The sequence below is a fragment of the Allobosea sp. OK403 genome, from assembly GCF_900113835.1.
Classification (GTDB): Bacteria; Pseudomonadota; Alphaproteobacteria; order Rhizobiales; family Beijerinckiaceae; genus Allobosea.
Window position 1 is genome coordinate 96,059 of sequence record NZ_FOQV01000001.1, and the last position, 24,902, is coordinate 120,960.

The 24,902-nt window shown below is 65.2% G+C and carries 22 protein-coding genes; 9 read left to right on the forward strand and 13 right to left on the reverse strand.

Translation table 11 applies throughout. The features are described from left to right. Nucleotides 1-63 precede the first annotated feature (63 nt). From BMZ97_RS00395 to BMZ97_RS00415, 5 genes are all read left to right on the forward strand, one after another. On the forward strand, nucleotides 64-741 hold the full coding sequence (locus tag BMZ97_RS00395; protein WP_092164310.1) for a transglutaminase-like domain-containing protein: 678 nt from the start codon (nucleotides 64-66) through the stop codon (nucleotides 739-741). A gap of 133 nt (nucleotides 742-874) precedes the next feature. Then, nucleotides 875-1,357 (forward strand): MarR family winged helix-turn-helix transcriptional regulator, encoded by a 483-nt coding sequence (locus BMZ97_RS00400; protein WP_092164312.1) that lies wholly within the window; start codon nucleotides 875-877, stop codon nucleotides 1,355-1,357. 20 nt (nucleotides 1,358-1,377) lie between these two features. Next, nucleotides 1,378-2,595 (forward strand): efflux RND transporter periplasmic adaptor subunit, encoded by a 1,218-nt coding sequence (locus tag BMZ97_RS00405; RefSeq protein WP_092164315.1) that lies wholly within the window; start codon nucleotides 1,378-1,380, stop codon nucleotides 2,593-2,595. Further along, nucleotides 2,592-5,729 (forward strand): efflux RND transporter permease subunit, encoded by a 3,138-nt coding sequence (locus BMZ97_RS00410; RefSeq protein WP_092164317.1) that lies wholly within the window; start codon nucleotides 2,592-2,594, stop codon nucleotides 5,727-5,729. The genes BMZ97_RS00405 and BMZ97_RS00410 overlap by 4 nt, the downstream gene beginning before the upstream one ends. Before the next feature lie 261 nt (nucleotides 5,730-5,990). After that, the gene (locus BMZ97_RS00415) at nucleotides 5,991-6,461 is read left to right on the forward strand and encodes a tetratricopeptide repeat protein (protein ID WP_092164318.1); all 471 of its coding nucleotides are present in this window, start codon (nucleotides 5,991-5,993) and stop codon (nucleotides 6,459-6,461) included. A gap of 118 nt (nucleotides 6,462-6,579) precedes the next feature. Here BMZ97_RS00415 and BMZ97_RS00420 read toward each other — a convergent pair whose 3' ends face one another. From BMZ97_RS00420 to BMZ97_RS00460, 9 genes are all read right to left on the reverse strand, one after another. Continuing rightward, on the reverse strand, nucleotides 6,580-7,485 hold the full coding sequence (locus BMZ97_RS00420) for an amino acid ABC transporter substrate-binding protein (protein WP_092164319.1): 906 nt from the start codon (nucleotides 7,483-7,485) through the stop codon (nucleotides 6,580-6,582). A 56-nt stretch (nucleotides 7,486-7,541) separates the two neighbouring features. Beyond that, entirely contained in the window at nucleotides 7,542-8,837 is a 1,296-nt protein-coding gene (locus BMZ97_RS00425) for a dicarboxylate/amino acid:cation symporter (protein WP_092164320.1), read from the reverse strand. 115 nt (nucleotides 8,838-8,952) lie between these two features. Next, on the reverse strand, nucleotides 8,953-10,671 hold the full coding sequence (locus BMZ97_RS00430) for an SDR family oxidoreductase (protein ID WP_092164321.1): 1,719 nt from the start codon (nucleotides 10,669-10,671) through the stop codon (nucleotides 8,953-8,955). After that, nucleotides 10,668-11,096 carry a thiol-disulfide oxidoreductase DCC family protein gene (locus BMZ97_RS00435; RefSeq protein WP_092164322.1) on the reverse strand — a complete coding sequence of 143 codons (429 nt, stop codon included), beginning with the start codon at nucleotides 11,094-11,096 and terminating at the stop codon, nucleotides 10,668-10,670. The genes BMZ97_RS00430 and BMZ97_RS00435 overlap by 4 nt, the downstream gene beginning before the upstream one ends. Next, nucleotides 11,096-11,737, reverse strand: a complete 642-nt coding sequence (locus BMZ97_RS00440; RefSeq protein ID WP_092164323.1) for a DUF4166 domain-containing protein — start codon at nucleotides 11,735-11,737, stop codon at nucleotides 11,096-11,098. Before BMZ97_RS00440 ends, BMZ97_RS00435 begins: the two co-directional genes overlap by 1 nt. Nucleotides 11,738-11,850: 113 nt before the next feature. Further along, nucleotides 11,851-12,408, reverse strand: coding sequence for a GbsR/MarR family transcriptional regulator (locus BMZ97_RS00445; RefSeq protein ID WP_092164324.1), 558 nt, complete (start codon nucleotides 12,406-12,408; stop codon nucleotides 11,851-11,853). A 216-nt stretch (nucleotides 12,409-12,624) separates the two neighbouring features. Further along, complete coding sequence (locus BMZ97_RS00450) at nucleotides 12,625-13,899, reverse strand: acyl-CoA dehydrogenase family protein (protein WP_092164325.1); 1,275 nt, start codon at nucleotides 13,897-13,899, stop codon at nucleotides 12,625-12,627. Nucleotides 13,900-14,228: 329 nt separating this feature from the next. Next, nucleotides 14,229-15,314 carry a phosphotransferase family protein gene (locus tag BMZ97_RS00455; RefSeq protein ID WP_175525379.1) on the reverse strand — a complete coding sequence of 362 codons (1,086 nt, stop codon included), beginning with the start codon at nucleotides 15,312-15,314 and terminating at the stop codon, nucleotides 14,229-14,231. Nucleotides 15,315-15,375: 61 nt separating this feature from the next. Then, nucleotides 15,376-16,941: a GMC family oxidoreductase gene (locus tag BMZ97_RS00460; RefSeq protein ID WP_092164327.1), complete on the reverse strand. Its 1,566-nt coding sequence runs from the start codon at nucleotides 16,939-16,941 to the stop codon at nucleotides 15,376-15,378. A 126-nt stretch (nucleotides 16,942-17,067) separates the two neighbouring features. Between BMZ97_RS00460 and BMZ97_RS00465 the strand changes: the two genes are divergently transcribed. After that, nucleotides 17,068-17,487, forward strand: coding sequence for a YkvA family protein (locus tag BMZ97_RS00465; RefSeq protein WP_092164329.1), 420 nt, complete (start codon nucleotides 17,068-17,070; stop codon nucleotides 17,485-17,487). A gap of 20 nt (nucleotides 17,488-17,507) precedes the next feature. Here the strand turns inward: BMZ97_RS00465 and BMZ97_RS00470 are convergent, their stop codons facing one another. Together BMZ97_RS00470 and BMZ97_RS00475 are read right to left on the reverse strand one after the other, a co-directional pair. Further along, nucleotides 17,508-18,890: a methyl-accepting chemotaxis protein gene (locus BMZ97_RS00470; RefSeq protein ID WP_139221123.1), complete on the reverse strand. Its 1,383-nt coding sequence runs from the start codon at nucleotides 18,888-18,890 to the stop codon at nucleotides 17,508-17,510. A 132-nt stretch (nucleotides 18,891-19,022) separates the two neighbouring features. Next, complete coding sequence (locus tag BMZ97_RS00475) at nucleotides 19,023-19,949, reverse strand: LysR family transcriptional regulator (RefSeq protein WP_092164330.1); 927 nt, start codon at nucleotides 19,947-19,949, stop codon at nucleotides 19,023-19,025. Nucleotides 19,950-20,044: 95 nt separating this feature from the next. On the opposite strand from BMZ97_RS00475, the gene BMZ97_RS00480 reads away from it, so the two are divergent. Continuing rightward, a complete protein-coding gene (locus BMZ97_RS00480) occupies nucleotides 20,045-20,842 on the forward strand; it encodes an NAD(P)H-dependent oxidoreductase (RefSeq protein WP_092164331.1) in 798 nt (265 codons plus the stop codon). Between the two features lie 37 nt (nucleotides 20,843-20,879). Here the strand turns inward: BMZ97_RS00480 and BMZ97_RS00485 are convergent, their stop codons facing one another. After that, on the reverse strand, nucleotides 20,880-22,118 hold the full coding sequence (locus tag BMZ97_RS00485) for an aspartate kinase (RefSeq protein ID WP_092164335.1): 1,239 nt from the start codon (nucleotides 22,116-22,118) through the stop codon (nucleotides 20,880-20,882). Between the two features lie 150 nt (nucleotides 22,119-22,268). Between BMZ97_RS00485 and ubiG the strand changes: the two genes are divergently transcribed. Next, nucleotides 22,269-23,024 carry a bifunctional 2-polyprenyl-6-hydroxyphenol methylase/3-demethylubiquinol 3-O-methyltransferase UbiG gene (gene ubiG, locus BMZ97_RS00490; protein WP_092164336.1) on the forward strand — a complete coding sequence of 252 codons (756 nt, stop codon included), beginning with the start codon at nucleotides 22,269-22,271 and terminating at the stop codon, nucleotides 23,022-23,024. Nucleotides 23,025-23,042: 18 nt separating this feature from the next. Here ubiG and BMZ97_RS00495 read toward each other — a convergent pair whose 3' ends face one another. After that, nucleotides 23,043-23,351, reverse strand: coding sequence for a hypothetical protein (locus BMZ97_RS00495; protein ID WP_092164338.1), 309 nt, complete (start codon nucleotides 23,349-23,351; stop codon nucleotides 23,043-23,045). Nucleotides 23,352-23,639: 288 nt separating this feature from the next. Here BMZ97_RS00495 and ccrA point away from each other — a divergent pair, with 288 nt between their 5' ends. Then, the gene (gene ccrA / locus BMZ97_RS00500; protein WP_092164345.1) at nucleotides 23,640-24,902 is read left to right on the forward strand and encodes a crotonyl-CoA carboxylase/reductase; all 1,263 of its coding nucleotides are present in this window, start codon (nucleotides 23,640-23,642) and stop codon (nucleotides 24,900-24,902) included.

The following is a 24,902-nucleotide window of genomic DNA, read 5'->3' on the forward strand; positions in this document are numbered from 1 at the left end:
ACGCTGCCGTCGCGGGGCGGCCACTGTAGTGCTAGGCTTCGCGCGTCACCTCGAGCGCGGGGCATGAAAGCGATGCAGGACAGCCACCGCGTGCTCTTCACGAGCCCGGCCGAATTCATCGACAGCGATCACCCAGATGTGATCGCGCAGGCGCAGCGGCTGACAGTGAGCGTTGCCGAGCCGGCAGCCCAGGCGCGGCTGCTCTATGCTGCGGTGCGGGACGAAATCCGCTACGATCCCTATCGCGACTATCTCGACCCCGACAGCTATCGTGCGAGCGCCGTGCTCGCGGCCGGCACGGGCTATTGCGTCGGCAAGGCGGCGCTCTACGCCGCGCTTTGCCGCGCGCTCGGCATCCCGGCGCGAATCGGCCTCGCCGACGTCATGAACCATCTCGCGACGCCGCGCCTGCTGGAGGCCGTCGGCACCAATATCTTCGCCTATCACGGCTATACCGAGGTTTTTCTCGGCGGCCGCTGGCTGAAAGTCTCGCCGACCTTCAATGCGAGCCTGTGTGCGAAGCTCGGCGTCGCGCCGCTGTTTTTCGACGGCCGACATGACGCGCTCCTCCAGAGTTTCGACGGGCAGGGCCGCGAATTCATGGCTTATATCGCCGATCACGGCGCCTTCTTCGACGTGCCGGTGAAATTCCTGATCATCGAAATGACCCGGCTCTACCCAAAACTCTGCGTTCCCGGCGGCCTGCGCGGCGCCTCGATGGAGCAGGAAGCGAAGGTCTGAGCGCGCAAAAGCGCGGTCCGGCGGCCAACGCCAGATTGCGCTCAGGAAATTGTGCAACTGCGAAGGCGATCCAGAAATTGCCGCAATCGCCGCCCATATCATAAGCAGGCTTATGATATCCGAGGCACGGCAGATGAAGCGCCCCCTGAAGCGTGAATTGACGTTCCAACTGGTCGAGACCGCGCGGCTGCTGCGGGCCTATGTCGATCAGCGCGCGCGTCTGCACGGCACGACCCGCGCGCAATGGGGCGTACTCGGGCGCCTGCGCCGGCAGGAAGGCCTCAACCAGGCCGCTTTGGCCGAGCAGCTCGACGTCCAGCCGATCTCGGTGGGGCGGCTGCTCGACCGGCTGGAGCAACAGAAATTGGTCGAACGCCGGCCAGATCCGAACGATCGACGCGCCTACCTCCTGCATCTGACGCCCGATGGACGCGCGCTGGTCGATGATCTCGACACGGTGCGCGGCGAAATCGCTGGCGAAGTGCTGGATGGCGTCGATGAGGCGGCGATCATGACGACGCTGGAGACGCTTGCCGCAGTGAGCGAACGCATCCGCCTGCAGAAACAAGAACGCCTGACACAGCTTGCGGCGGACCTCGCCGACAACGCCGCTTGATCCCCCGGAGCCACTCACCGATGCAGCGTAAGACCCTTCTCTCGATTGCTTTCCTGGCCGCGGTCGCGGTTTCGACCGGCGCCTGGTTCACGACGTCTCGCGGCGCCGTCGATCCTGGTGAGGGCGCGCGTGCGGCCCGTGCCGGGCGCAGCGGCGAGGGCGCTCCTGTCGCCGTGGTGACGGCGCAGGCCGAGCGGGCCAACATGCCCGTGCGCAAGCGCGCCATCGGCTTCGTCGAGACACCGGCCAGCGTCGTGGTGAAGTCGCGGCTCGACAGCCAGCTCATGGAACAGCACGTCGTCGACGGCCAGTTCGTCAAGGCCGGCGACCTGCTCTTCACCCTCGACGACCGCGACCTCAAAGCGCAGATCGAGAAGGACGAGGCGGCGATCGCCCGCGATCAGGCGGTCCACAAGCGCACCGAGGCCGATCTCGCACGCTATCAGCAACTGCTCCTCAAGAATGCCGGCACGCAGCAATCGGTCGATCAGGCGACGGCCGACGAGCGCTCAGCCGCCGCGACCATCCTCTCCGACAAGGCGACGCTCGACGCCGACAAGCTCAAGCTCGGCTACACCCGCATCCTGGCGCCGATCGACGGCCGCGCCGGCGCGGTCCAGGTCACCCCGGGTAATCTCGTCGGCGCCAACAGCACCGGTCTCGGCCTCGTCACCTTGACCCAGATGAAGCCGCTGCGGGTCACCTTCACCTTGCCCGAGCGCGACCTGTCGGTGCTGCAGCGGGCTCTCGGTTCCGGCCGCGCCATTCCCGTGACGGCCAGCGTGCCCGATTCCGGCAAGCCGCCGGCCCAGGGAATCCTGAACTTCGTCGATTCCACTGTCGACATGACTTCGGGCACGATCACGGCCAAGGCCTCCTTCAGCAATGACGACCTCGCGCTCTGGCCCGGCCAGTATGTCGATGTCGAGATCGCCGCCGACACCCTGATAGGTACGACGGTCGTTCCCACCGTCGCCGTCCAGACTGGCCAGAAGGGCGCCTATGTCTATGTCGCCAAGGCCGACCAGACGGCCGAGTTGCGCCAGATCAAGGTCGCACTGAGCGATGGCGACCGAACGGCGCTGAGCGAGGGCCTCGAGCCCGGCGAGCGCGTCGTCACAGACGGCCAGATGCGGCTCAAGACCGGTGTGCGCATTCGTGAGCGCGCCGCCAAGGACGGCGCGCCGGCCGATCCGGCTTCGCAGGGCACGCCGATCGCGCAGGGAGCCAAGTCGTGAACATCTCCGGCTTCTGCATCCGCCACCCGGTGGCGACGATCCTGATGTCGGTCTCGCTCGTGCTGGCGGGGCTGTTCGCCTATCGCTTCCTGCCGGTGGCGGCCCTGCCCCGGGCGGAATTCCCGGTCGTGAACGTCTCGGCGCAATTGCCCGGCGCCTCGCCCGACACCATGGCGACCTCGGTTGCGACACCACTCGTCAAGCAGTTCGCCACCATCGCCGGCATCGATTCGATTGCCACGACGAACGCCCAGGGGTCGACCTCGATCGCGATCCAGTTCGTGCTGAACCGCAATATCGACGCGGCCGCCGCCGACGTGCAGGCCGCCATCACGCGCGCCCAGAAGCAGCTCCCGCTCGAGATGACGACGCCGCCGAGCTATCGCAAGGTGAACCCGGCTGACGCGCCGATCATCCTGCTGGCGCTGAAGAGCGATGTCGTGCCGCTCTCGCAGCTCGACGCCTTTGCCCAGCAGGTCATCTCGCCGGCGCTCTCGACGGTCGACGGCGTCGCGCAGGTTCTGATCTTCGGCAGCCAGAAATACGCAGTCCGCATCCAGATCGACCCGATCGCGCTGGCTGCGCGCGGCATCGGCGTCGACGATCTGCAGGCGGCGATCACCGCGACCAACGCCAACACGCCGGTCGGTACGCTGCAGAACAGCAGCCAGCAGCTCACCATCCAGGCTCGCACGCAGCTCGCCGACGCTGCGCAGTTCGCCAACGTCATCATCGCCACGCGCAACGGCAAGCCGGTGCGCCTGGGCGATGTCGCCAAGGTCATCGACTCCGTCGAGAATTCGCTGACAGCGAGTGCCTATGACGGCGTGCCCGCGGTGGTTCTCGCCGTGCAGCGCCAGCCTGACGCCAACACCGTCGAGGTCGTCGACAAGGTCAAGGCGATGCTACCGGCCTTTTCGGAGCAACTGCCGGCTGCGGCTTCGCTGTCCCTGCTGAACGACCGCTCCGTCTCGATCCGCATGGCGGTGGACGATGTCCAGTTCACCTTGCTGCTGACGATCGGCCTCGTGGTGATGGTGATCTTCGCCTTCCTGCGCCGCGTCGCCGCGACCTTCATCCCCGCCGTGGCGGTGCCGATCTCGATCATCGCGACGCTTGCGGCGATGTATGCCTTCGGCTTCTCGATCGACAACATCTCGCTGCTCGGCCTGACGCTCTCCGTCGGCCTCGTCGTCGACGACGCTATCGTGATGCTGGAGAACATCGTCCGCCATATGGAGGAGGACGGGATCCCGGCCTATGAGGCGGCGCTCAAGGGTGCGGGCGAGATCGGCTTCACCATCATCTCGATCTCGCTCTCGCTGGTCGCGGTCTTCATCCCCGTGCTGCTGATGGGCGGCGTCATCGGGCGCATCTTCAACGAATTCGCCGTGGTCGTGACGGTCTCGATCCTGGCCTCGGCCTTCGTCTCGCTGACGCTGACGCCGATGCTGTGCTCGCGCCTGCTGAGCGGCTATTCGGAACACCATAAGGAGAATGCTTTCGGGCGTGTGCTCGAGGCCGGGTTCGACGGCATCCTGCGCGGCTACGACCGGGCGCTGACGGTGTGCCTGCGTTTCCAGCCGGTGATGCTGCTCGCCTTCTTCGGCACGCTTGCTCTCAGTGTCTGGCTGCTCCAGACCGCGCCCAAGGGCTTCTTCCCGCAGGAGGATATCGGCCAGCTCCAGGTCGCGACCGAGGCGCGCCAGGACGTCTCCTTCCCGGCCATGAGGGAGTTGCAGGCGCAGGTGGCGGATGTGTTCAGCCGCTCGCCTTTCGTCGCCCATGTCGCTTCTACGGTCGGCGGCAGCAACGGCAGCGCCGGCGCCCTCAATGCCGGCCGTCTCTTCGTCGAGCTCAAGCCGCAAAATGAGCGGCCTCCGCTGCAGACGGTGCTTGCCGGCCTGCGCCGCGATCTCGCGCCGATTGCCGGCATCACCGCCTATATGACGCCGGTCCAGAACCTCAACATCGGCGCGCGCGCCTCAAAGAGCCAGTACCAGCTCGTCGTGCAGGGGCTCGACCAGGGCCTGATGAACGAGTGGTCGGTGAAGCTCGCCGATGCGATGGGGCGTGATCCTTCGACTTTCATCGACGTCACCACCGATCTGCAGAACAGTGCCGCGGAAGCGACGCTGGTGATCGACCGCGACAAGGCCAACCAGCTCAAGATCGGCTCCGACATCCTGCGCTCAACGCTCTATTCAGGCTTCGGCGTGCGTCAGGTTTCGACCATCTACACCACCGGCGACAGCTATCAGGTCATCGTCGAGTTCGATCCCAAGGGCGGCTGGTCGGCCGACAAGCTCGACCAGATCCGCATCCGCGCCAGCAATGGCAATCTGGTGCCGCTCAGCGCCTTCGCGCGCGTCGAGCGCACGACGGGCCTGCTCACCGTCAACCAACTCGGCCAGCTTCCGGCCGTGACGATCTCCTACAACCTGCCGGCAGGCGTCGCGCTCGGCGACAGCGTCACCAAGATCGAGGCGCTGAAGACCGAGATCAACCTGCCGAAATCGCTCTCGACGACATTGGCCGGCACGGCCAAGACCTTCCAGGATTCGCTCGCCAATCAGGGCCTGCTGATCGCGGGCGCGATCCTGACGATCTATATCGTGCTCGGCATCCTCTATGAGAGCTTCATCCACCCGCTGACGATCCTGACCGGGCTACCCTCGGCCGCGATCGGCGCGCTGGGCGCGCTCCGGCTCTTCGGGCTCGATCTCTCGGTCATCGCCATCATCGGCCTTCTGATGCTGATCGGCATCGTCAAGAAGAACGCGATCATGATGATCGACGTCGCGCTCGTGCTGAAGCGCGAGGGCAAGACGCCGCAGGAATCGATCCACCAGGCCTGCGTGATGCGGTTCCGGCCGATCCTGATGACGACGCTCGCGGCACTGATGGGCACGCTGCCGATCGCGCTCGGCGCCGGCGCCAGCGCCGAATTGCGCCAGCCGCTCGGCATCGCCGTGGTCGGCGGGTTGATGATCTCGCAGGTGCTGACGCTGTTCATCACCCCGGTGCTGTTTCTCTACATGGAGCGGCTCTCGAACGGGCTCGACTGGCTGTTCTCGCGGAAGAAGAAGCTGGGAGAGGCCGCAGCGCACGCCCATCCGGCTCCGGCGGAGTGAGATCCGACGGGGAGGGGCGTAAGCCGGACGCTGGCCGAGGATCCGATGGGCCGGGATCCTGGCTGGCGGAATAAGGTGGTTTCGATATTGCCGTCGGCGAGAGCAGGATGCGGAAAAGTGGGTACCGGTTTTTCGCAATCGATCCTGCTCTCACTTTGAGATGAGAGACGGATTCAGATTTCAGCTGGGCTCATTTCGTGAGCCCAGCTGAAATCATCCGGCTCTTGTATCGAGACCGCCTGGAATGGCGCGGGAGCGGAGATGCGGCTGCCTGGTGTTGGTTTGGCGATTGGGCTGCTCATCTGCTCGGCGGCTGTGTCTCATGCCGATGACGCCTGGGATGCCTATCAGCGCGACGACTATGCGACCGCGCTGAGATTATGGCGCGCCCAGTCCGACAAGGGCGACAATGCCGCCCCGGCCCATATCGGCGATCTCTATCTGCAAGGATCTGGGGTTACGCCAAACCGAGCCGAGGCGTTCAAATGGTATCGCCTGTCCGCGGAGCGCGGATATGCCCGGGCCCAATCCTATATTGGCGATATGTATCGAAGCGGAAACGGTACCCGCCAGGACAAGGCCCAGGCGCTTCTCTGGTACCGCAAGGCGGCGGAGCAGGGCTTCCCGACCGCAATGAACGCGCTCGGCGACATGTACAATGTCGGAGAGGGCGTCGCCAAGGATGAGGCCGAGGCGCAGCGTTGGTACCAGAAGTTCAACGACGCGAATTGACGATGAGGTCACGGCCTTAGCCCGTGGAAACTGCAGCCCCATCCTGAACTCCTGGAGCATCCTTCGAGACGCCGCTTCGCGGATCCTCAGGATGCGCACGCGTCTTCGACGCGATCGATCACTCCGGCTTGAGCGCGAGAGACCGGAAAATCGTATTCAGCTGCGGGCTCATCGGTAGATCGATGCTGTCACCGCCTGGAAGCCGTTGCAGGAACCAACGTTTGTAGAGGCGGTCGAGATCGCCATCCTCCGCCAACTGGTGAAAGGCTTCGGCAACGACTTTGGCCAGCGGCGCATCGCCCTTGCGGAACATGATGCCATAAGGGTCGTAAGACAGGAAGTCGCCCAGCACAGTGAAAGCGTTCTTCGCCTTGTTCTGGGCAATCAGGCCATAAAGCAGCACATCATCGAGGGCGAACGCCTCTGCCTTGCCGCCGACGATCTCGGCGAATGATTGGCCGTGCTCCGGCGCGACGAGCAGTTTTATGTCGAGTTTGAACTTTTCGGACAGGTCGTGCATCGCCTTTTCGTTGGTGGTTCCAGCCGTCACCACCACGGTCTTGTCCTTCAGATCGCGGAACGAGCGCACCGGCGAATTGACCTTCACCATCAGCTTGGTGCCGGAGACGAACATGGTGGGCGAGAAGCTCACCACCTTTTGCCGCTCGATATTGCTTGTCGTCGATCCGCATTCGAGGTCGATTTTGCCTGTGACGACAGCCTCGATCCGGGTCTCGGACGTCACGGGCACAAATTTCAGGCTGAGATCGCGATCGACCTCACGACCGATCGCTTCCACCAGCGCCCGGCATATCTCGATGGAGTAGCCCACCGGCTCCTTGCCAGCCGACAGATAGGAAAACGGAATCGAGCTCTCGCGGTAGCCGATCGTCACAAAACCTGAATCGCGCGCCGATTTGAGAACACCCGTCAGGGCCGTCGCCGGATCACTCTGGGCCAGGACCTGGCCCGGTGCGAGCGCAAGCCAAACCAATGCGAGAGCCGCGAGAGATCTCGTGATCATGGCAATCGCAGCGGCCCAAATCTCGGCAGCCCATGCGGAAACGTGATCACGGGGTCTCACGCGGGCACCGCAGCGGGTAGCGCCGCGTCGAGCGAGTGGGCAAATGCCTCGGCCTCGTTCTCCGGCAGCAACTCTCCTTCCCATTTGGCGACGACCGCGGTCGCGATCGAATTTCCGACCGCGTTGGTCGCTGAACGACCCATATCGAGGAAGGTATCGACGCCAAGGATCAGCAACAATCCGGCTTCGGGGATGTTGAACTGATTGAGCGTCGCTGCGATCACCACGAGTGATGCGCGCGGCACCCCGGCCATGCCCTTCGAGGTCATCATCAAGATCAGCAACATCGTGATCTGCGTGCCCAATGTCAGCGGGATATTGTAGGCCTGCGCGATGAACAGGGTAGCAAAGGTGCAGTACATCATCGAGCCGTCGAGATTGAACGAGTATCCCATCGGCATGACAAAGCTCGAGATCTTCCGTTTCACGCCGAAACGGTCGAGGGCGTCGAGGATCTTGGGATAGGCAGCCTCGGAGCTGGCTGTCGCAAAGGACAGCATGAAGGCTTCCTTGATCAATACCAGCAGCTTGAGCACTCTTGGGCCAAGGAACATGTAACCAGCCAGGACCAATAGACCCCACAGGATAAACAGTCCCAGATAGAAATCACCCATGAACACCGCAAACTTCAGCAGGATCTCGAGGCCGTTGACGGCAACCGTCGCGGCCATGGCAGCGAATACAGCAAGCGGTGCCAGCTTCATCACGTAGCCCGTGATCTTGAGCATGACATGCGCAAGCTGGTCGATGCCCTCGACGATCAGCTTGCCCTTCTCACCCAGAGCGGCAAGCGCGACGCCAAAGAACATCGAGAACACAACGATTTGCAGGATCTCGTTGTTCGCCATCGCCTCCGCGAACGACTTCGGCACGAGGTGCGCCACGAAATCCTTCAAGGTAAACTTCGAAGTGGCGAGATTGGCCGATGCGCCAATGTCCGGCAGCGGCAGACCCAGGTTATGTCCGGGCTGCAGCAGATTGGCCAGAATAAGGCCCAGCACCAGGGAAACCAGCGATGCCGTGACGAACCAGCCCAGCGCCTTGCCGAACACCCGTCCGACAGATGCCGCGTCGCCCATATGCGCGATGCCGACGACCAAGGTCGAAAACACCAGTGGTGCGATCAGCATCTTGATCAGTCGCAGGAATATGTCCGACATGATCGAGATATAGCCAGCGATATCCGATGCGCTCTTCCTGTCGGGGAAATTAGAGAAGATCATATACCCAACAATAATGCCCAGCACCATCGCGATAATGATGTAAGCCGCAGGGGGTAATTTCTTTGTCATGTCGCGGCTCCTCGGCGGGAAGCTGAAGGTTTTAACAATTGGCGCGGGTGATTACTCTTAGAAACAAATCTTAATATCTGACGCTGGCTAAGCATGCGGGCTGTGTCCAGCTTCGTCAAGCGCCATCAAGACGCTCAATCCGTCCCTCGTCAGAGTCTAAATGGCCTCTGGCGGGCAGCAGCCAGCCCTTGTAGTGCGTCAGCAGGCCGATGAAGGGCAGCGTCAGCTTCACGTCGAAGTGGAAGCGCCCCTCAGCGTCGGCATATTCCCGCGCTTCCGATTTCGGCTGCAGGAATGAGGGCAGGGGCAGGCCCAGGCAACGCATCGTCGCGACCGGAAGCTCGATCCCGCCGCCGCGCGCGGCAAGGCCTAGCCTGAAGGAGAGAGGCCCGAACGTTTCCCAAAGTTCGCCCTTGGCATCCGTCGAGAGCCGCGATGAGAACCGCGCCCCGCCGAAGTTTCGCGTCCAGATCTCGGCAGGGCCGGAGGGGGAGGCGATGCGCTCGATGGAGAAGGTAAGCGGGATGTCGCGGCCGGCCGGTGGCTGGCCGACGACCTTGCGCAGCAGCCGGGCGATGAAGCCGCTGCCGGTCTCGATCTCGGAACGGCCACGCCAGACCGCCGGGCCGTTCCGGCCATGTAAGGCCTGGAGCGGCGCGGCCAGCGCCGCAAAGGTGGCCTTGCCGAGAGCGGCTTCGAAGACCGCCTCGTCATGGCTTGTCGTCTCGCTATGCGTGCTGATCGCGTAGGGCGTCATTTCGGCCTCGATGGCGGCGAGCGTCAATGCACCGGCTGCCGGCCGCGCTCCGGGCGCGATCTGCCCTGCGAGCAAGGCGCGCAATGCGGCTGCAGTCGGCAGCGTCGGGACTTGCGGCCCTTGGCCTTGTTCGGCCAGCAGGGACCAGCGCGCCGTCCGCAATTGGCCGTTCGCATCGAGCCCCGTCGCCTCGACCAGCATGCCGCCACGATCGGAGGTCGGTAGCCGCGTCAGCTTGCGCCCGGCCAGCAAGGCGGGGATCAATGGCTTCAGTTCTCCGAGCCAGCCGACCCGGCGCAATCGTGCCAGCATGCCGATGCCGAACTGCTCGATCGGCGATTCGAGGCCGGCCTGGAAGGCGATGCGCGAGCGCACATCGAGCCTCAGGCCCAGCCATTGCGCATCGACCGTCTCGACGGCTGCGACCCGGCGCGAACCGAGCCTAGGCATCGTCACCCGCCGCCCGTCGACCCAGCCATACGTCTCCTGAAGTTCGCCTTCGCGCCAGATCGGGATCGACCTGCCGGCATAGCTCAGGATCGCGGCGATGACCGCCTCGCCGACCTCGCTGCGCCCGCCGGGCGTGATCGTGATGTCGAGCGTGTCGATGCGCCGCCAGCCTTCGGTCAGCGCCGTCACGGCAGCGCAGGACAAGGCCGGCGTCGAGCTCGCGCCGGCGAGCGCGACGAGCCCGCGCTCGTGGGCGAGGCTGTCCAGCGCCGGGCCGAAACCGAGGATGTAGTCGCGCGCATCGGCGAGATCGACGACATGGGCGCCGGCGGTTAGCGCAGCGCGCGGAACATCATAACTCGCTCCCTGGAACGGCCCGGAAGCATCGATGACGAGCCAGGGCGAGAGTTTAGCCAAAGCGGCGTCGAGATCGCGCCGATGGTCGAGGCCGATGCCTTGGACCGTCGTTGTCGCGACAGTCGCGATGCTGTCGGCGAGCACACGCGCCTTGGCCTCGTTGCGCGAGGTGATGGTGAGGTCGAGCCCATCCATGCCGGCGAGATGCCGGGCGAGCCTTTGCCCGAAGACGCCGGTTCCGCCGATCAGGAGCACGCGCTTGGTCGTCATGATGCCTCGGGCAGGCTGAAGCGGTGGCGTTGGGCCGGATCGGGCATCTCACAGGAGGCTTTCCGGCCGAACAGGCGGTAGCGGTTGCGCGCGACGCGGTCATAAAGCCAGTCGCGCAGGGCGCGTGGCAGAATCCGCCCAGCAAGGAGCAGCCGCGCCGGCCCGTCGAGATGCCTGATCAAAGCGAGCACGCCGTCGGATTTCGGCAAGGCGATGCCGTTCTCGACGAACAGGAAGCTTTCGGGATCGTCCGCGTCGATGCCATGCGCGCGCGCCAGTTCACGCCCTTCCCGCGACTGGATCGCGACGAAGCGCATCGCGTCGTTGCGCTCGTGCTTCAGCGTATAGCGCACGCCGCCCGAGCAGAGCACGCAGACGCCGTCATAGAGCCAGATCGGCGGGGTGTTTCCGGGAGGCCTGCTCATCAATGCTGGTCCCGGTAATGGCCGGTCTGATCAAGCAATTCGCCAAAGAGCGGGTGGGCAAGATGCAGCGTGAAGGCGAAGGCGCCGGGGCCGGTCTCGGCATGGCTGACGGTCAGCGCGCCGGGCGAGAGCCAGGCAGGCAAGGGCAGTCGGAAGCGGCCAAGCTGGAGGTTGTAGCCGGCGCTGCGGAACAGCAGCGTCCCGCCTTCGACATGGAGAGTCAGCGCCATCGCGATGCCGAAGCCGATATACTCCTCCAGCCCGGTCGGGCCGGAGAAGCGCTTGGCGGAATGGATGACCTGCGGAAAGCCGGCCTGCTTGGCGTAGAGCCGGGTCCAGACCTGGCCGCCGGTCCTGGCATCCTCGGTTACGGTGACAACGCTGGCGACGTCCGTATCCAAGCAGATCGGCAAGGGCGCGCCGATCAGGCGCAGCACTTGGGACAGGATGCGCCCGGCCCGGTTCATGCGCAGCTCGGTGATGCGCCCGACATAGGTCGCAGCCGCATTGCCGCTCAAGCGCTTGGAGAAGCGGTGCTGGACGTCGGCTGGAAGTTCGCTCCATGACCGGGTGCCCAGCAGGGCGCGGAAGCGCAGATCGGTGAGGGCGGGCGTCGTGGCAGGCCCGGCGGGCTCTTCCATCTGCCTATGTGCTTGAGCCGACATCGTGGCTTGCTCCAGCTCCTTGTTGCAACGCGTTGTCTTCACGCGAACCGGTGACCGCTTCGCTCGAAAACGCTCCAGGGCTGCTCGTTTCAGCTCTTTCCCCCGGGGAGGAAGGAGGCGATCTTCGATCCCAGCCGGATCAGCATGTCGCGCTTGCCCTGCGGGATCGACAGCATCTGGCCGTACCAGCGGTCGAGCGCAGCGGTGAACTCCAGCATGTCGTGCAGGCGCTGGCGCGCGACCGGAGTGACCTTCGGGTCGTGTTCCGCCTTCTCGACGCAATTGCGTAGCGCCGTCAGCGCCGGGTCGATCTCGCGCTGCTTGCGGCCAGCCGCGATGCGCGCCGCGATCTCCCAGACATTGGTCTCGGCCTCGAAATGGTCGCGCCGGTCCTGCCGCATCGGCACGCGCCGGATCAGGTTCCAGCCGAGTAATTCCTTGATCGAGTTGGAGACGTTGGAACGGGCCATGTCGAGGCTCTCGGCGATGTCCTCGGCGGTGAGCGGCCGCTCGGCCAGATAGAGGAAGGCATGGATCTGGCTGATCGAGCGGTTGACGCCCCATTGTCCGCCGAGATCGCCCCATTGCAGGATGAAGGCCTCGAGCGGTTCAGGGAGTTCTTCTCTCGTGTCTGTAATTTCTGTCATAACAGAAATATAAAGCAAGGTGCTGGCCGGCGCAAGCCTCGTTCTAAGTGCTGTTTATTCTCGGAAACGCCGCGTCATCCCGGATCGGCGCCGCTACGCGGCTTGTCCGGGATGACGGCGTGGTTCAACGCCAAGACAGCATGCTTAGCTCTCTGTTCTGACGTATTTTCTTGATGCGAAGATCGGTGCCCACTTTTCCGCGCAGGGCTCCAGCGCCTATTCGGCGGCAGGCTTCTGATAGGGCGCCTTGACGCCCTGCTCGGCGAAGGTCGAGCGGTTGGCGCCCTGGCGCTTCCTAATCTCGGCGCGGGCGATGGTGCGCAGATGCACCTCGTCGGGGCCGTCGATGAAGCGCAGCGCCCGGCCCCAAGAATAGATGAAGGCGAGCGGCGTGTCGTTGGAGAGCCCGCCGGCGCCGAAGACCTGCATGGCGCGGTCGGCGATCCGAGTCTGGAGCCGGGTCGCGGCGACCTTGATGGCCGAAACCTCGACACGCGCGGCCTTGTTGCCATGGCTGTCCATCATCCAGGCTGCACGCAGGCAGAGCAGCCGGGCCTGGTCGATCTCCATGCGCCCTTCCGCGATCCAGTCCTGCACATTGGCATAGTCGGCGAGCTGGCGGCTGAAGGCTTTTCGCTGCAGCGCGCGCTCGATCATCAGCTCGAGCGCGACCTCGCACTGGCCGATCGAGCGCATGCAATGGTGGATGCGCCCCGGGCCTAGCCGCGCCTGCGCCAGCGCGAAGCCCGCGCCTTCCTCGCCCAGGATATTGGCGGCGGGCACGCGGACTTGGGTAAAATCGGTCTCGGTATGTCCTTCCGGAGAGAAATGGTTCAGCAGCGGCAGGTTGCGCATCACGGTGAGGCCGGGCGCATCCATCGGCACGATCACCATCGAGTGGCGCTTATGTGGATCGGCCTCGGGGCGCGTATCCGAGAGCCCCATCACGATGCAGAATTTGACGTTGGGATGCAGCGCCCCGGTCGTCCACCATTTCCGGCCGGTGATGACATAGTCGTCGCCGTCGCGGATGATCGTGGTCTGCAAATTGGTCGGGTCCGATGAGGCGACGCCGGGCTCGGTGATGCCGACGCAGGAGCGGATCTCGCCATTCATCAGTGGCACGAGCCAGCGCTGTCGCTGCTCCGCCGTTGCGAACATGTGCAGGATTTCCATGTTCCCGGTGTCGGGTGCGTTGCAGTTGAACACCTCCGAGGACCAGTAGATCCGCCCCATGATCTCGGCGAGCGGCGCATATTCGAGATTGCTCAGCCTTGTGCCGGGCTCATCCGGCTTTAAGGCGGGCAGGAACAGGTTCCACAGGCCGGCGGCCTTCGCCTTGGCCTTCAAGCCGTCGATCAGCGCGATGGGATAGCGCCCGGCCTCAACCTCATGCTTCCAGGCGGCATCGGCCGGCTGGACATGGGCATCCATGAAATCCTGGAGCTTTGCCCGCAGGGCCTCGACCTTGTCGGAATAGGCGAAATCCATGGTGCTTCCTCGTTTGCCTGTACTTGCTCGACCGAAAGAAGGCGAGGCGCGGGGACCCTCTTCAACCCAAGTCGGATGTTTCCGACTTGGGCCACTCTAGCTGCCAATTTCGGGCAAGCCCGAGATTGGTGGGAGAGGGCAGGGTGAGGCGTCGGCCATTGGACGCTTAGGCCGTGCCCTGACGGCTGCTCCCTCGTCATTGCGAGCGTAGCGAAGCAATCCAGAGGACGTAGAGCGAGCCCTCCTGGATTGCTTCGCTACGCTCGCAATGACGGCAAGGTCGTCATGCAACTGGTCGAACGGCCTACACCTCACCCCTGCCCCTCTCCTTACAGGAGAGGGGTTCCCCGCGCTTTCTCCTGTACTGTCTCACTGTTCTTGTCGTTGATCACGGCGTCGGCCCGCAGTGCGAAACTCTCCGCCATCGCGCCGACTGCGACCGCATTCTCCGCCGCCGCATTGCCCGATTTCGCGCGCGCCGCGATGCCGTCGAGAATGACGGCGAAACGGAACAGCGAGAAGGCGAGGTGGAAGCGCCCGGGCCCGCTGGCGCGCCCTGCGGCGGCGCAATAGCGCTCAAGATATTCGGCCTGCGTCGGGATGCCGAGCGCCGCGCGATCGAGCCCGACGATGCCGGCATACATCGCCGGCGTCGAATGCCAGGGCAGGCAAGAGAAAGCGACGTCCGAGAGCGGGTGCCCGAGCGTCGCGAGTTCCCAGTCCAGCACGGCGACGATGCTCGGCCGGTCGGGCGCGAACATCAGATTGCCGAGCCGGAAATCGCCATGGACGATCGTCGTCTCCGCACTCTCGTCGAGATGCTCGCTCAGCCATTCGATGGCGCGGTCGATCGCCGGGATGCTGCGCGTCTTGGTCTCGCGCCATTGTCCGCCCCAGCGCCTGAGCTGGCGGGCATAATAGTTCCCGGGCTTGCCGAAATCGGTGAGCCCGGCCGCCTGCCAATCGAAAGCATGCAGTGCGGCCAGCGTCTCGGCCATGGCGAAATACATGGCGCGGCGATCATCGGTGGAAACGCCGGGCAGCGCGGTGTCGTGGAAGACGCGGCCCTCCAGCCGCTCCATCAGATAGAAGGGCGTGCCGACGACATCATCCTGCTCATGCAGCAGCAGCACCGGCGGCACGGGCACGGCTGAGCCCGCCAGCGCCTTGAGGATGCGGTATTCGCGGTCGACCGCATGCGCCGAAGGCAGCAATGGCCCCGGCGGCTTCTTGCGCAGCACCAGCCGCGTGCCGGCCTCCGGATAGGACAGGAAGAATGTCGGGTTCGATTGGCCGCCGCTGATCCGCTCCAGGTTCATCTGCCCGCCGACGCGGCCGGGCAGGGCGGAGCGCAGGAAGGCGTCAAGCCGGGCGGGGTCGAATTCCAGGGTGGCGGAGGTTGGGCCGGTCGTCATGGCCGGCATCATCGTGAGGCCGGAGGGGGAGGTCAACGCGACGATCGGCGCAAGCCGGATTTCAGCGTCCGGCGCCGCCGATCTCTGCCGCCATCTTCTCGGCGATCATCACCGTGCTCAGATGCGTATTGGCGCGCACCACCTCCGGCATGATCGAGGCGTCGATCACCCGCAGGCCCGTGCAGCCGATCACGCGGCAATGCGGGTCGACGACACTGCGGGAATCGCCTGCCGCGCCCATCCGGCAGGTGCCGCTGGCGTGCTGCGCGTCCGAGCATTCCTCGAACAGCCAGGCGTCGAGCTCTGCCGCATCGAACGGCTCATCGATCGAGCGTCCAGACAGCCCGTATTCGACGCGTGAGGCGATGGCCTTCACCGCCTCCGTCGCGGCCAGCGCTTCGGCTCGGCGCATGCCGTCGCGCATGCGGATCAGGTCGCGTTCGTCGGACAGCATGCGCTCATCCACTTGCGGGTCGATGCCCGGATCCGCCGTGGTGATGCGGACGCGGCCCTGGCTGAAGGCCTGGTAGACGGAGACGGCGAGCCGCCCGAGCGTGAGGTCGCCGCCGCCGAAGGAGGCGAGGTTGCCGGCGATCACGATCATGTCGTTGTCGCCCGCGCCGCCGAGGCCAGAGCCGTAGCGCAGGCAGCAATTGGTGTGGCGGTGCATCGGCGTGTCGACCATCGCGGTCTCCCTGAGGCGCAGGAACAGCGGCATGATCGGGTGGTCGAGCAGGTTCTCGCCGACAGGCAGATCGGCGATGACGGGGATGCCGAGCGAAGCCGATAGCGTGGCCGGGCCGATGCCTGAGCGCTGCAGGATGGCGGGCGAATGGATCGCCCCCGCACAGAGAATGACCTCGCGGGTGGCGCGCGGCGAGAGGCTCTCGCCGTTGATGCGCACCTCGACACCGCCGATATGCGGCCGGTTGCCCTCGACCTTGAGCCGGGAGACCAGGGCATTGCCGATGATGGTCAGGTTGGCGCGCCCGCGCGCCGGCTCCAGATAGCCGTCATTGGTCGAGACGCGGATGCCATTGCTGCTGTTGATCGCGTAGGGCGAGGCGCCCGTGCCTTCCGGCGCGTTGTGGTCCTCGCACCAGCCATAGCCGAGAGCCAGCGAAGCGTCCTTCAGCGCGCGGTCGACCCGCCCCCATTGCGCCTCGGGCGCGCGATAGACCGGGATTGGCCCGCTATCGCCATGCCAGGGCGCAGCGCCGAAATTCACATCGGTTTCGAGCCGGTTGAAAGAGGGCAGGACATCGGCCCAGCCCCAACCGGTGCAGCCTTGCGCCGCCCAGCGCTCGAAATCATCCGGCACGCCGCGAATGGCGATCTGCCCGTTGATGGTCGATGAGCCGCCGACAGCCCGCCCGCGCCAGAGCAGCTTGGGCTCCTGCCGCTCGGTCCGCCGTGCCATCAGCTGTGGCCAGCGATAATCGTCGTCGGCGATTGCACGCATCGGATTGGGGATGCGGATATGCTGCGGCGTCTCCGCCGTGCGGAAATCGCGCCCCGCTTCGAGCAGCAGCACGCGGACCGCCGGATTCTCGCTCAACCGCGCGGCCAGCACCGCGCCGGCCGAGCCCGCACCGATGATGATGTAGTCGTAGTCGCTCTCGATCATGGGGGGCTTGAAACCTATGCTCAGGACGTCTTCGCCGTGCAGGGCGAGAATCGCCCTGGTCGATCCGACAGAGACCGCCCGCGATGCCAATGAAGCCTGGAGAGAACAGCACGTAAAGGTCTGGAGATGACGTCGGGATCCAATGAGAATGAGACATTGCTGGGCGGAGCCAAGCGCTGGGCGAGAAGCATCAAGCGGGACGTTGTCGCGCTCTGGATCGCGGCACGCGACCCTCGCGTCCCCTGGTATGCGAAGGCGCTCTGCGCAACCGTCGCCGCCTACGCGCTATCGCCCATCGACCTCGTCCCCGACTTCATTCCGGTTATCGGTTATCTGGACGATCTGATTCTGGTGCCACTCGGCATCCTGCTTGCCGTGCGCCTGGTTCCGGCCGACCTCATGGCCGAGTTTAGAGCTGCGGCGGACGCGCGTGCCGAGCGGCCCGCCAGTCGCATGGCGGCCGCTGTCATCGTCGCGCTTTGGGTAGGGTGTGCCGCCTTGGCGCTGTGGGCATTGTGGCCGGCCGGCCGAGCCGGAGCGTTTTAGTACAGCTTGGGAGGATAGCCTCAGGCTGCACGCAGGTTCGACAGGAAATGCGTGACGAGGTCGCTGATCATCCCGGCCGAGGCCTCGACCTGGACGGCGGCGCTGTCGAGCTCGATCGACATCTTGGTGACGTCGCCGATCGACATCCGCGCGGCCTGGGCCGAGAGCAGGCCTTCCTGCGTCCGGGTGGCGGCTTCCTGCGTGTTGACGGCCATCTCGTTCGTGGCGGCCGATTGCTGCTGGACCGTCTGGGCGATCGAGGCAGACGATTCCTCCAGCCGAGCGATGGTCAGGCTGATCGAGTTCACATGGGTGACGCAGGATTCGGTCGCCGACTGCACCTGCGCGATCTGCGTCGAAATCTCGGCGGTGGCGCTGGCGGTTTGGTGCGCCAGCGATTTGACCTCGCCGGCGACGACCGCGAAACCCTTGCCGGCCTCGCCGGCGCGCGCCGCCTCGATGGTGGCGTTCAAGGCAAGCAGATTGGTCTTGGTCGCGATCTGCTGGATCAGGGTCACGATCGAGCCGATGCGGCTGGCAGCCTCCGCCAGTACGGCGATCGACGAGGTGACCTCGCGCGTATCGGCGACGGCCTGGCCGGTGATCGAGAAGCTTTGCTGCGCCTCGCTGCTGACATGGTCGAGCGCCTGCACCAGATCATTCGTCGCCGTCACCGTGCTGGTGATGCGCTGGGTGCAGTCGCGCGCGGCATCCTCCGCAAGCGTGGCTTCCCGGTCCGCCTGGCCGCTGCGGTAATGGCTGGTCGCGGCGTAGTTTCTCAAGGTGGTCGCGGCCGTCTTCAGGCTCTCCGAGAGCTGGACGATGTTGTTCTGGAAGGACGAGGCGGCCAGATGGAGTTGGTTCTCGCGCTGCGTCAGGTTGATGCGGCTCGCCCGCTGATGGCAGGAGGTCGCGGCGATGGCGTCACAGAGGATCAGCCGGGTCAGGGCTGCGCATTCCTCGATCGCCTTGCGGCTGCCGAAGCGCCGGCGGCGGCCGATTTCCTTGAAAAGCGGATCGATCAGGCGCAGCGTCGTGCCGAGCCGCGTGCGGATGCCCAGGGCGTCGCCGAACTCGGTCAGGGCCGCCTTGTTCAGGGACGCGACGTAGTCCTCGCCGAACTCGCCGCCGAACAAGGTCTGGAGATGCTGTTCCTCGGCCTGGACGACCGCCTGCCGGTGCTGGGCGACATGGGGCTTCATGTCGGCGACAGAGCGTTCGAGATGGTCGCAATAGGCGTGGCAGGCAGCGCCGGCCTTGGCGGTGAGCGCCGGCAGCAGGGAGCGGGCGATGGCGCGGGCCTGGTCGTCGACGCCGGATGCAAGCAGGAGACGCTCGACAGCAGTGCCGGTGATGGCGACAGGCTTCACTCCCGATGAATCGGTCTTCGGATTGCGGTCCAAGGAATGCTGCAGCCTGAACGTTTGCCCCCTTAAGACAATCCCATCAAAATCTTAATGAATCTCGGAGCTTGCCTGCACGTATTTTAAGCTGCGTCGTGCCTATGAATGAACCTGGAGCCCCCAGCGGAAATCCTAGGGCCGCGGCGCTTCGATCCCCGGAATGCCGCTGATCTGCTGGGCGAGGAAATCGACCAGTAGCCGGACCCGGGCAATGCCTGAGCGCTCGGGCACGATCAGCAGGCTCAGCGGCACGAAAGGCAGCGCGTAGTCGGGCAGGATCGCCTCGAGCCGTCCGTCCGCCAGGAGATCGCCGACCAGCCATTGATGGGTCGGGCCGATGCCGCGCCCGGCTGCCAGAGCCTCGCGCGCGGCAAGCCCATGGTCGACCCGGAAGCGCCCATTGAGGGGCACGACATGGCGCGCGCCGTCCGGCCCTTGCAGGGTCAGCGTGTCGCTGCCCGCCACATTCGACATCCGGATGCCTTCATGGCCGGAGAGATCCTGCGGGATCGTCGGCCTCCCGCGCGCGGCCAAATAATCCGGCGCCGCCACCAGCAGGCGGCGGCACTGGCCGAGAGCCCTGAGCTTCATGGAGCTGTCGCTGAGCGGACCCAGGCGCAGCGCGATGTCGACGCCTTCCCGGACAAGGTCGACGCGTTCGTCGGTGAGGCTGAGATCGACCCCGATCTCGGGATAACGATCCTGAAAGGCGAAGATCAACCGGCTGGTGTGCAAGACCCCGAAAGCGGCGGTGCAGGAGATCCGGATCGTGCCGGCTGGTGCGCCGCGCGTGCCGCGTGCCTCGTCGCCGGCCTGCTCGACCAGGCGCAGGATCTGGACGCAGTCGGCATAGTAGCGGCCGCCTTCGTCGGTCATCGTGACGCGCCGGGTGGTCCTGCTGAGAAGCGGCACGCCGACGGCGTCCTCGAGCTCGCGCAGATGCCGGGTGATCGTCGACTGCCCGACCCCGAGCTCGCGCGCGACCGCCGACAGGCTGCCGCGCTCGGCGACGCGGACGAAGCTGCGCATGCGTTCGAGCGTGACGTCAGATCTATCCATTATATGGCACAATCTTATGCATTGCCGACATCTAACGGATCGTATGGGCTCTGGCTACTTGAATACCAATCAACCCATCACCGGATCGTCGACCCATGAAAATCCTGCTTGTCTCCGCTCATCCCGAGCCACGTTCGCTCAACGGCGTGCTGCGCGACGTCGCCATCAAGGAGCTCGAGGCCCAGGGCCATGAGGTGCGGGTGTCGGATCTCTATGCCGATGGCTGGAAATCCGAGATCGACCGCGCCGATTTCCCCGCCCTGGCGCCCGACGCGCGGCTCAAGCCGGCGGCCGCCTCCGGAGAGGCTTTCGCCGACGATTCTCTCACCGCCGACGTCAAGGCCGAGCAGGAGAAGCTGCTCTGGGCCGACACGCTGATCCTGCAGTTCCCGCTCTGGTGGTTCACCATGCCGGCGATCCTGAAGGGCTGGGTCGACCGGGTCTATGCCTATGGCTTCGCCTATGGCGTCGGCGAGCACAGCGACACGCGCTGGGGCGACCGCTATGGCGAGGGCACCCTCGCGGGAAAGCGCGCCATGCTGCTGGTGACCGCCGGCGGCTGGGAGGAGCATTATTCGGATCGCGGCATCAACGGCCCGATCGACGACCTGCTGTTCCCGATCAATCACGGCATCCTGTACTACCCGGGCTATGACGTGCTGCCGCCCTTCGTGGCCTACAGGGTCGATCGTCTCGACGAGGCTGGGGTCGCGGCAGTGGCCGAGCGCCTGCGCGAGCGGATGCGCACGCTTGGCTCCATCCCGCCGATCCCGTTTCGGCGGCAGAACGGCGGCGATTACCTGATCCCGAGCATGCGGCTGCGCCCTGAGCTGGGTGAGCCGGATGCAAACGGCTTCGCGCTGCATCAGAACGACGCAGACGCAGCCGGTTAGAACCAGCTCGCCCCGGCGCCGTAAAGGCCCTAGCGCCTTACGCGGCGTCGAGCCCGTAGAGCGAGTGCAGCGTGCGCACCGCAAGCTCGGTATAGGCGGCGTCGATCAGCACCGAGAACTTGATCTCGGATGTCGTGATCGCGCGGATGTTGATGCCCTTCTCGGCCAGCGCCCGGAAGGCGCGCGCGGCGACGCCGGCATGGCTGCGCATGCCCACGCCGATCGCCGAGATCTTCACCACATCGGTCGCGCCCTGCAGCGACTGATAGGCGATCTGGTCGTGCCGGCTCTCCAGCAGCGTGCGCGCCCGCTCGAAATCGGCGGTCGGCACGGTGAAGGTGATGTCGGTCGTCGCCTGGTCGTCGGAGACGACCTGGATGATCATGTCGACATTGATGTTGGCATCGGCGAGCGGGCCGAAGATCGCCGCCGCCACGCCGGGCTTGTCGGCGACGCGCCGGAGCGTGATCTGGGCTTCGTCGCGCGAAAACGCGATGCCGGTGACGATCTGCTGTTCCACGATGTCGTCCTCGTCGCAGATAAGAGTACCAGATTTCGGATTGTCGGGGTCGTCGAAGGAGGAGCGCACATAGGTCGGCACGCGCTGGACCATGGCGATCTCGACCGAGCGGACCTGCAGCACCTTGGAGCCGAGCGAGGCCATCTCCAGCATCTCCTCGAAGGAGACCTTGTCCATGCGCCGGGCCTTGGGCACGACGCGCGGGTCGGTAGTGTAGACGCCGTCGACATCGGTGTAGATGTCGCAGCGATCGGCCTTCAACCCGGCTGCGAGCGCGACCGCGCTGGTGTCCGAGCCGCCGCGCCCGAGCGTGACGATACGGTTGCTCTGGGCGTGCACGCCCTGGAAGCCGGAGCAGACGGCGATCTCGCGATTGCGGTCGAAGCCAGCGACGATGCCGGCGGGCTCGACTGCCTCGATGCGCGAGGAGCCATGCGCATCCGAGCCGTAGATCGGGATCTGCCAGCCCTGCCAGGAGCGCGCGGGCAGGCCGAGCTGCTGCAGCACGATCGCCATCAGGCCCGAGGTCACCTGCTCGCCCGAGGCGACGACGACATCGTATTCGGCCTGGTCATGGAGCGCCGAGGCTTCTTTGCACCAGCCGACCAATTCATTGGTCTTGCCGGACATCGCCGAGACCACGACCGCGACCTCATGGCCGGCGTCGAACTCGCGTTTCACATGGCGTGCGGCGTTCTTGATGCGCTCGACAGTGGCGACGGAGGTTCCGCCGAATTTCATCACCAGACGGGCCATGGCGGTCCAGAGGCTCTCAGATCAACAGTCCCGAACGAGCCGGGACGAAAGGTCACCCTCGCGCCCTACGCGAGGCCGGTGTAGATGACGGGCGGCGGCCGGACTGTCAATGCGATGCGGACCAGCTTTTGATCAGGAAGGAATAAGGCCATGGCGGCGACGGCTCAGCGCGACGGCTCGACGATCGATCCTGCCGAGGTCGCGCGTTTCGAGGCCATCGCCAAGACCTGGTGGGACCCGAAGGGGCCCATGGCGGTGCTGCACAAGTTCAATCCGGTGCGATTGGGCTTCGTTCGCGACCTGGCCTGTGCGCGGTTCTCGCGCGATTCCAGGACGCTGACGGCGCTGGACGGCCTGACCCTGGTCGACATAGGCTGCGGCGGCGGCGTGCTTTCCGAGCCCCTGGCGCGGCTGGGCGCGAAGGTGACCGGGCTCGATCCGGCGCCGACCAATGTCACCGTCGCCCGCGCCCATGCCGGGAAGAGCGGGCTTGCGATCGATTATCGCCAGGAGACGATCGAGGCGCTGGTAGCGGAGGGTAGGACCTTCGACATCGTGCTGGCGATGGAGGTCGTCGAGCATGTCGCCGATGTCGAGGCCTTCGTCACCGCTTGCTGCCAGGCGGTGAAGCCCGGTGGTCTTCTGGTGATGGCGACGCTGAACCGCACATTGAAATCCTATGCGCTCGCCATCGTCGGTGCGGAATATGTGCTGCGCTGGCTGCCGCGCGGCACGCATGACTGGAACAAATTCGTGACGCCCGACGAGCTTGGCGCGGCGATCGAGGCCGGCGGGCTCGATCTCGGCGAGAGCACCGGCGTGGTCTACAACCCGCTTGCCGACCGCTGGTCGGCCGCGCGCGACACCAATGTCAACTATATGCTGGCGGCTTACAAGCCGGCCTGAGCGGCGCGGGGCAGGATCTCAGATCCAGCGTCGCAGCACACCGCCTATCAGCAGCAACACCATGCCCGCGCCGGCGGAGACGATGGCGGCCGTCGCCTGCGGGCTGGTGCCGATCGCATAGCCCAGCCGCTTCCAGATCAGCGCGCCGATGGTCGCGCCGATGAGCAGGATCACGGCGTTGAAGAAAACGCCGAAACAACCATCGCCGAGAATGGCGTCAGCGATCCAGGCCAGCGCGAAGGCCGCGGCGACGATGACGGCGATCAGGACGGCCATTTGCGGCGTCGCCATATCGGGCAGGCCGAGCATCAGAAAATAAGCGCGCATCGCGGCGAATCCTGTTGGCGGACGGCCGATGCTAGAGCATCGGCCCGAAAAGTGGGAACCGGTTTTCGGGACAAGCCGATGCCAAATCAAAGATCTGCAGCATCGGTCCGATGCCAGCATGCGGCAAGCGGCGGACGCCGGTGAATATGCGGGCTGTTTTTGCGCTGCGGTATAATTCCTTAGGGGGATGGCGCAGCGCAGCATGACGCGGCATCATCGCCTGCCTAGCCAAGGGAGCAGTCGAGCGCGCGCGATAAGCCGCCGGCGAACAAGAACAGGGAGACGACGATGTCCAAGCCGCAGGCCGCGCTCAAGGATCTCTACGAACTGAACGAACTGCCGCCGCTCGGCCATGTGCCGGCCAGCATGTACGCCTGGACGATCCGGCGCGAGCGCCACGGCCCGCCGATCGAGAGTTTCCAGATCGAGGTGATCCCGACCTGGACGATCGGCGAGGAGGAGGTGCTGCTGCTCGTGATGGCCGGCGGCGTCAACTATAACGGCATCTGGGCCGGGCTAGGCCAGCCGATCTCCCCTTTCGACGTCCACAAGGGCTCGCTGCATGTCGCGGGTTCGGACTGCTCCGGCATCGTCTGGGCTGTCGGCACCAAGGTGAAGCGCTGGAAGGTCGGCGACGAGGTCATCGTCCATTGCAACCAGGATGACGGCGACGACGAGGAGTGCAATGGCGGCGACCCGATGTTCTCCTCATCCCAGCGCATCTGGGGTTACGAGACGCCGGACGGCTCCTTCGCCCAGTTCTGCCGGGTGCAGTCGCGCCAACTGATGCAGAAGCCGAAGCATTTGGCCTGGGAGGAGGCCGCCTGCTACACGCTGACGCTGGCGACGGCCTATCGCATGCTCTTCGGCCATGCGCCCCACACCATCAAGCCCGGCGACAATGTGCTGATCTGGGGCGCGTCGGGCGGCCTTGGCGTCTTCGGCGTTCAGCTTTGTGCGGCGTCCGGCGCCAACCCGATCGGCGTGATCTCCGACGAGAGCAAGCGCGACTACGTGCTTGGCCTTGGCGCCAAGGGCGTGATCAACCGCAAGGATTTCAATTGCTGGGGCCAGATGCCCAAGGTCAACAGCCCCGAATACAACGACTGGACCAAGGAGGCGCGCAAGTTCGGCAAGGCGATCTGGGACATCACGGGCAAGAAGGATGTCGACATCGTCTTCGAGCATCCCGGCGAGGCGACTTTCCCGGTCTCCTGTCTCGTCGCCAAGCGCGGCGGCATGATCGTGTTCTGCGCCGGCACCTCGGGCTTCAACATAACCTTCGACGCCCGCTATGTCTGGATGCGGCAGAAGCGCGTGCAGGGCTCGCATTTCGCCCATCTCAAACAGGCGAGCGCGGCGAACCAGTTCGTGCTCGACCGCCGCGTCGACCCTTGCATGTCCGAGGTCTTCCCCTGGGACAAGATTCCGCTCGCCCATCAGAAGATGTGGAAGAACGAGCATGCGCCGGGCAATATGGCGGTGCTGGTGACAGCGCCGCGCACGGGCCTGCGGACCTATGAGGATGTGGCCGAGGCGCTGGCGGGGTGA

What these genes read in the sequence shown, in the direction of transcription:
- BMZ97_RS00440 (WP_092164323.1), bottom strand. Translation starts at nt 11,737, where the DNA reads ATGGAAGAGCCCGCCGGGCCTGCCACGACGCCCGCCCTCACCGATCTG.
- BMZ97_RS00430 (WP_092164321.1), bottom strand. Translation starts at nt 10,671, where the DNA reads ATGACGACCAAGCGCGTGCTCCTGATCGGCGGAACCGGCGTCTTCGGG.
- BMZ97_RS00460 (WP_092164327.1), bottom strand. Translation starts at nt 16,941, where the DNA reads ATGATCGAGAGCGACTACGACTACATCATCATCGGTGCGGGCTCGGCC.
- BMZ97_RS00435 (WP_092164322.1), bottom strand. Translation starts at nt 11,096, where the DNA reads ATGAGCAGGCCTCCCGGAAACACCCCGCCGATCTGGCTCTATGACGGC.
- BMZ97_RS00415 (WP_092164318.1), top strand. Translation starts at nt 5,991, where the DNA reads ATGCGGCTGCCTGGTGTTGGTTTGGCGATTGGGCTGCTCATCTGCTCG.
- BMZ97_RS00465 (WP_092164329.1), top strand. Translation starts at nt 17,068, where the DNA reads ATGACGTCGGGATCCAATGAGAATGAGACATTGCTGGGCGGAGCCAAG.
- BMZ97_RS00495 (WP_092164338.1), bottom strand. Translation starts at nt 23,351, where the DNA reads ATGCGCGCTTATTTTCTGATGCTCGGCCTGCCCGATATGGCGACGCCG.
- ccrA (WP_092164345.1), top strand. Translation starts at nt 23,640, where the DNA reads ATGTCCAAGCCGCAGGCCGCGCTCAAGGATCTCTACGAACTGAACGAA.
- BMZ97_RS00425 (WP_092164320.1), bottom strand. Translation starts at nt 8,837, where the DNA reads ATGACAAAGAAATTACCCCCTGCGGCTTACATCATTATCGCGATGGTG.
- BMZ97_RS00475 (WP_092164330.1), bottom strand. Translation starts at nt 19,949, where the DNA reads ATGGATAGATCTGACGTCACGCTCGAACGCATGCGCAGCTTCGTCCGC.
- ubiG (WP_092164336.1), top strand. Translation starts at nt 22,269, where the DNA reads ATGGCGGCGACGGCTCAGCGCGACGGCTCGACGATCGATCCTGCCGAG.
- BMZ97_RS00445 (WP_092164324.1), bottom strand. Translation starts at nt 12,408, where the DNA reads ATGACAGAAATTACAGACACGAGAGAAGAACTCCCTGAACCGCTCGAG.
- BMZ97_RS00405 (WP_092164315.1), top strand. Translation starts at nt 1,378, where the DNA reads ATGCAGCGTAAGACCCTTCTCTCGATTGCTTTCCTGGCCGCGGTCGCG.
- BMZ97_RS00400 (WP_092164312.1), top strand. Translation starts at nt 875, where the DNA reads ATGAAGCGCCCCCTGAAGCGTGAATTGACGTTCCAACTGGTCGAGACC.
- BMZ97_RS00480 (WP_092164331.1), top strand. Translation starts at nt 20,045, where the DNA reads ATGAAAATCCTGCTTGTCTCCGCTCATCCCGAGCCACGTTCGCTCAAC.
- BMZ97_RS00395 (WP_092164310.1), top strand. Translation starts at nt 64, where the DNA reads ATGAAAGCGATGCAGGACAGCCACCGCGTGCTCTTCACGAGCCCGGCC.
- BMZ97_RS00450 (WP_092164325.1), bottom strand. Translation starts at nt 13,899, where the DNA reads ATGGATTTCGCCTATTCCGACAAGGTCGAGGCCCTGCGGGCAAAGCTC.
- BMZ97_RS00420 (WP_092164319.1), bottom strand. Translation starts at nt 7,485, where the DNA reads ATGATCACGAGATCTCTCGCGGCTCTCGCATTGGTTTGGCTTGCGCTC.
- BMZ97_RS00485 (WP_092164335.1), bottom strand. Translation starts at nt 22,118, where the DNA reads ATGGCCCGTCTGGTGATGAAATTCGGCGGAACCTCCGTCGCCACTGTC.
- BMZ97_RS00455 (WP_175525379.1), bottom strand. Translation starts at nt 15,314, where the DNA reads ATGACGACCGGCCCAACCTCCGCCACCCTGGAATTCGACCCCGCCCGG.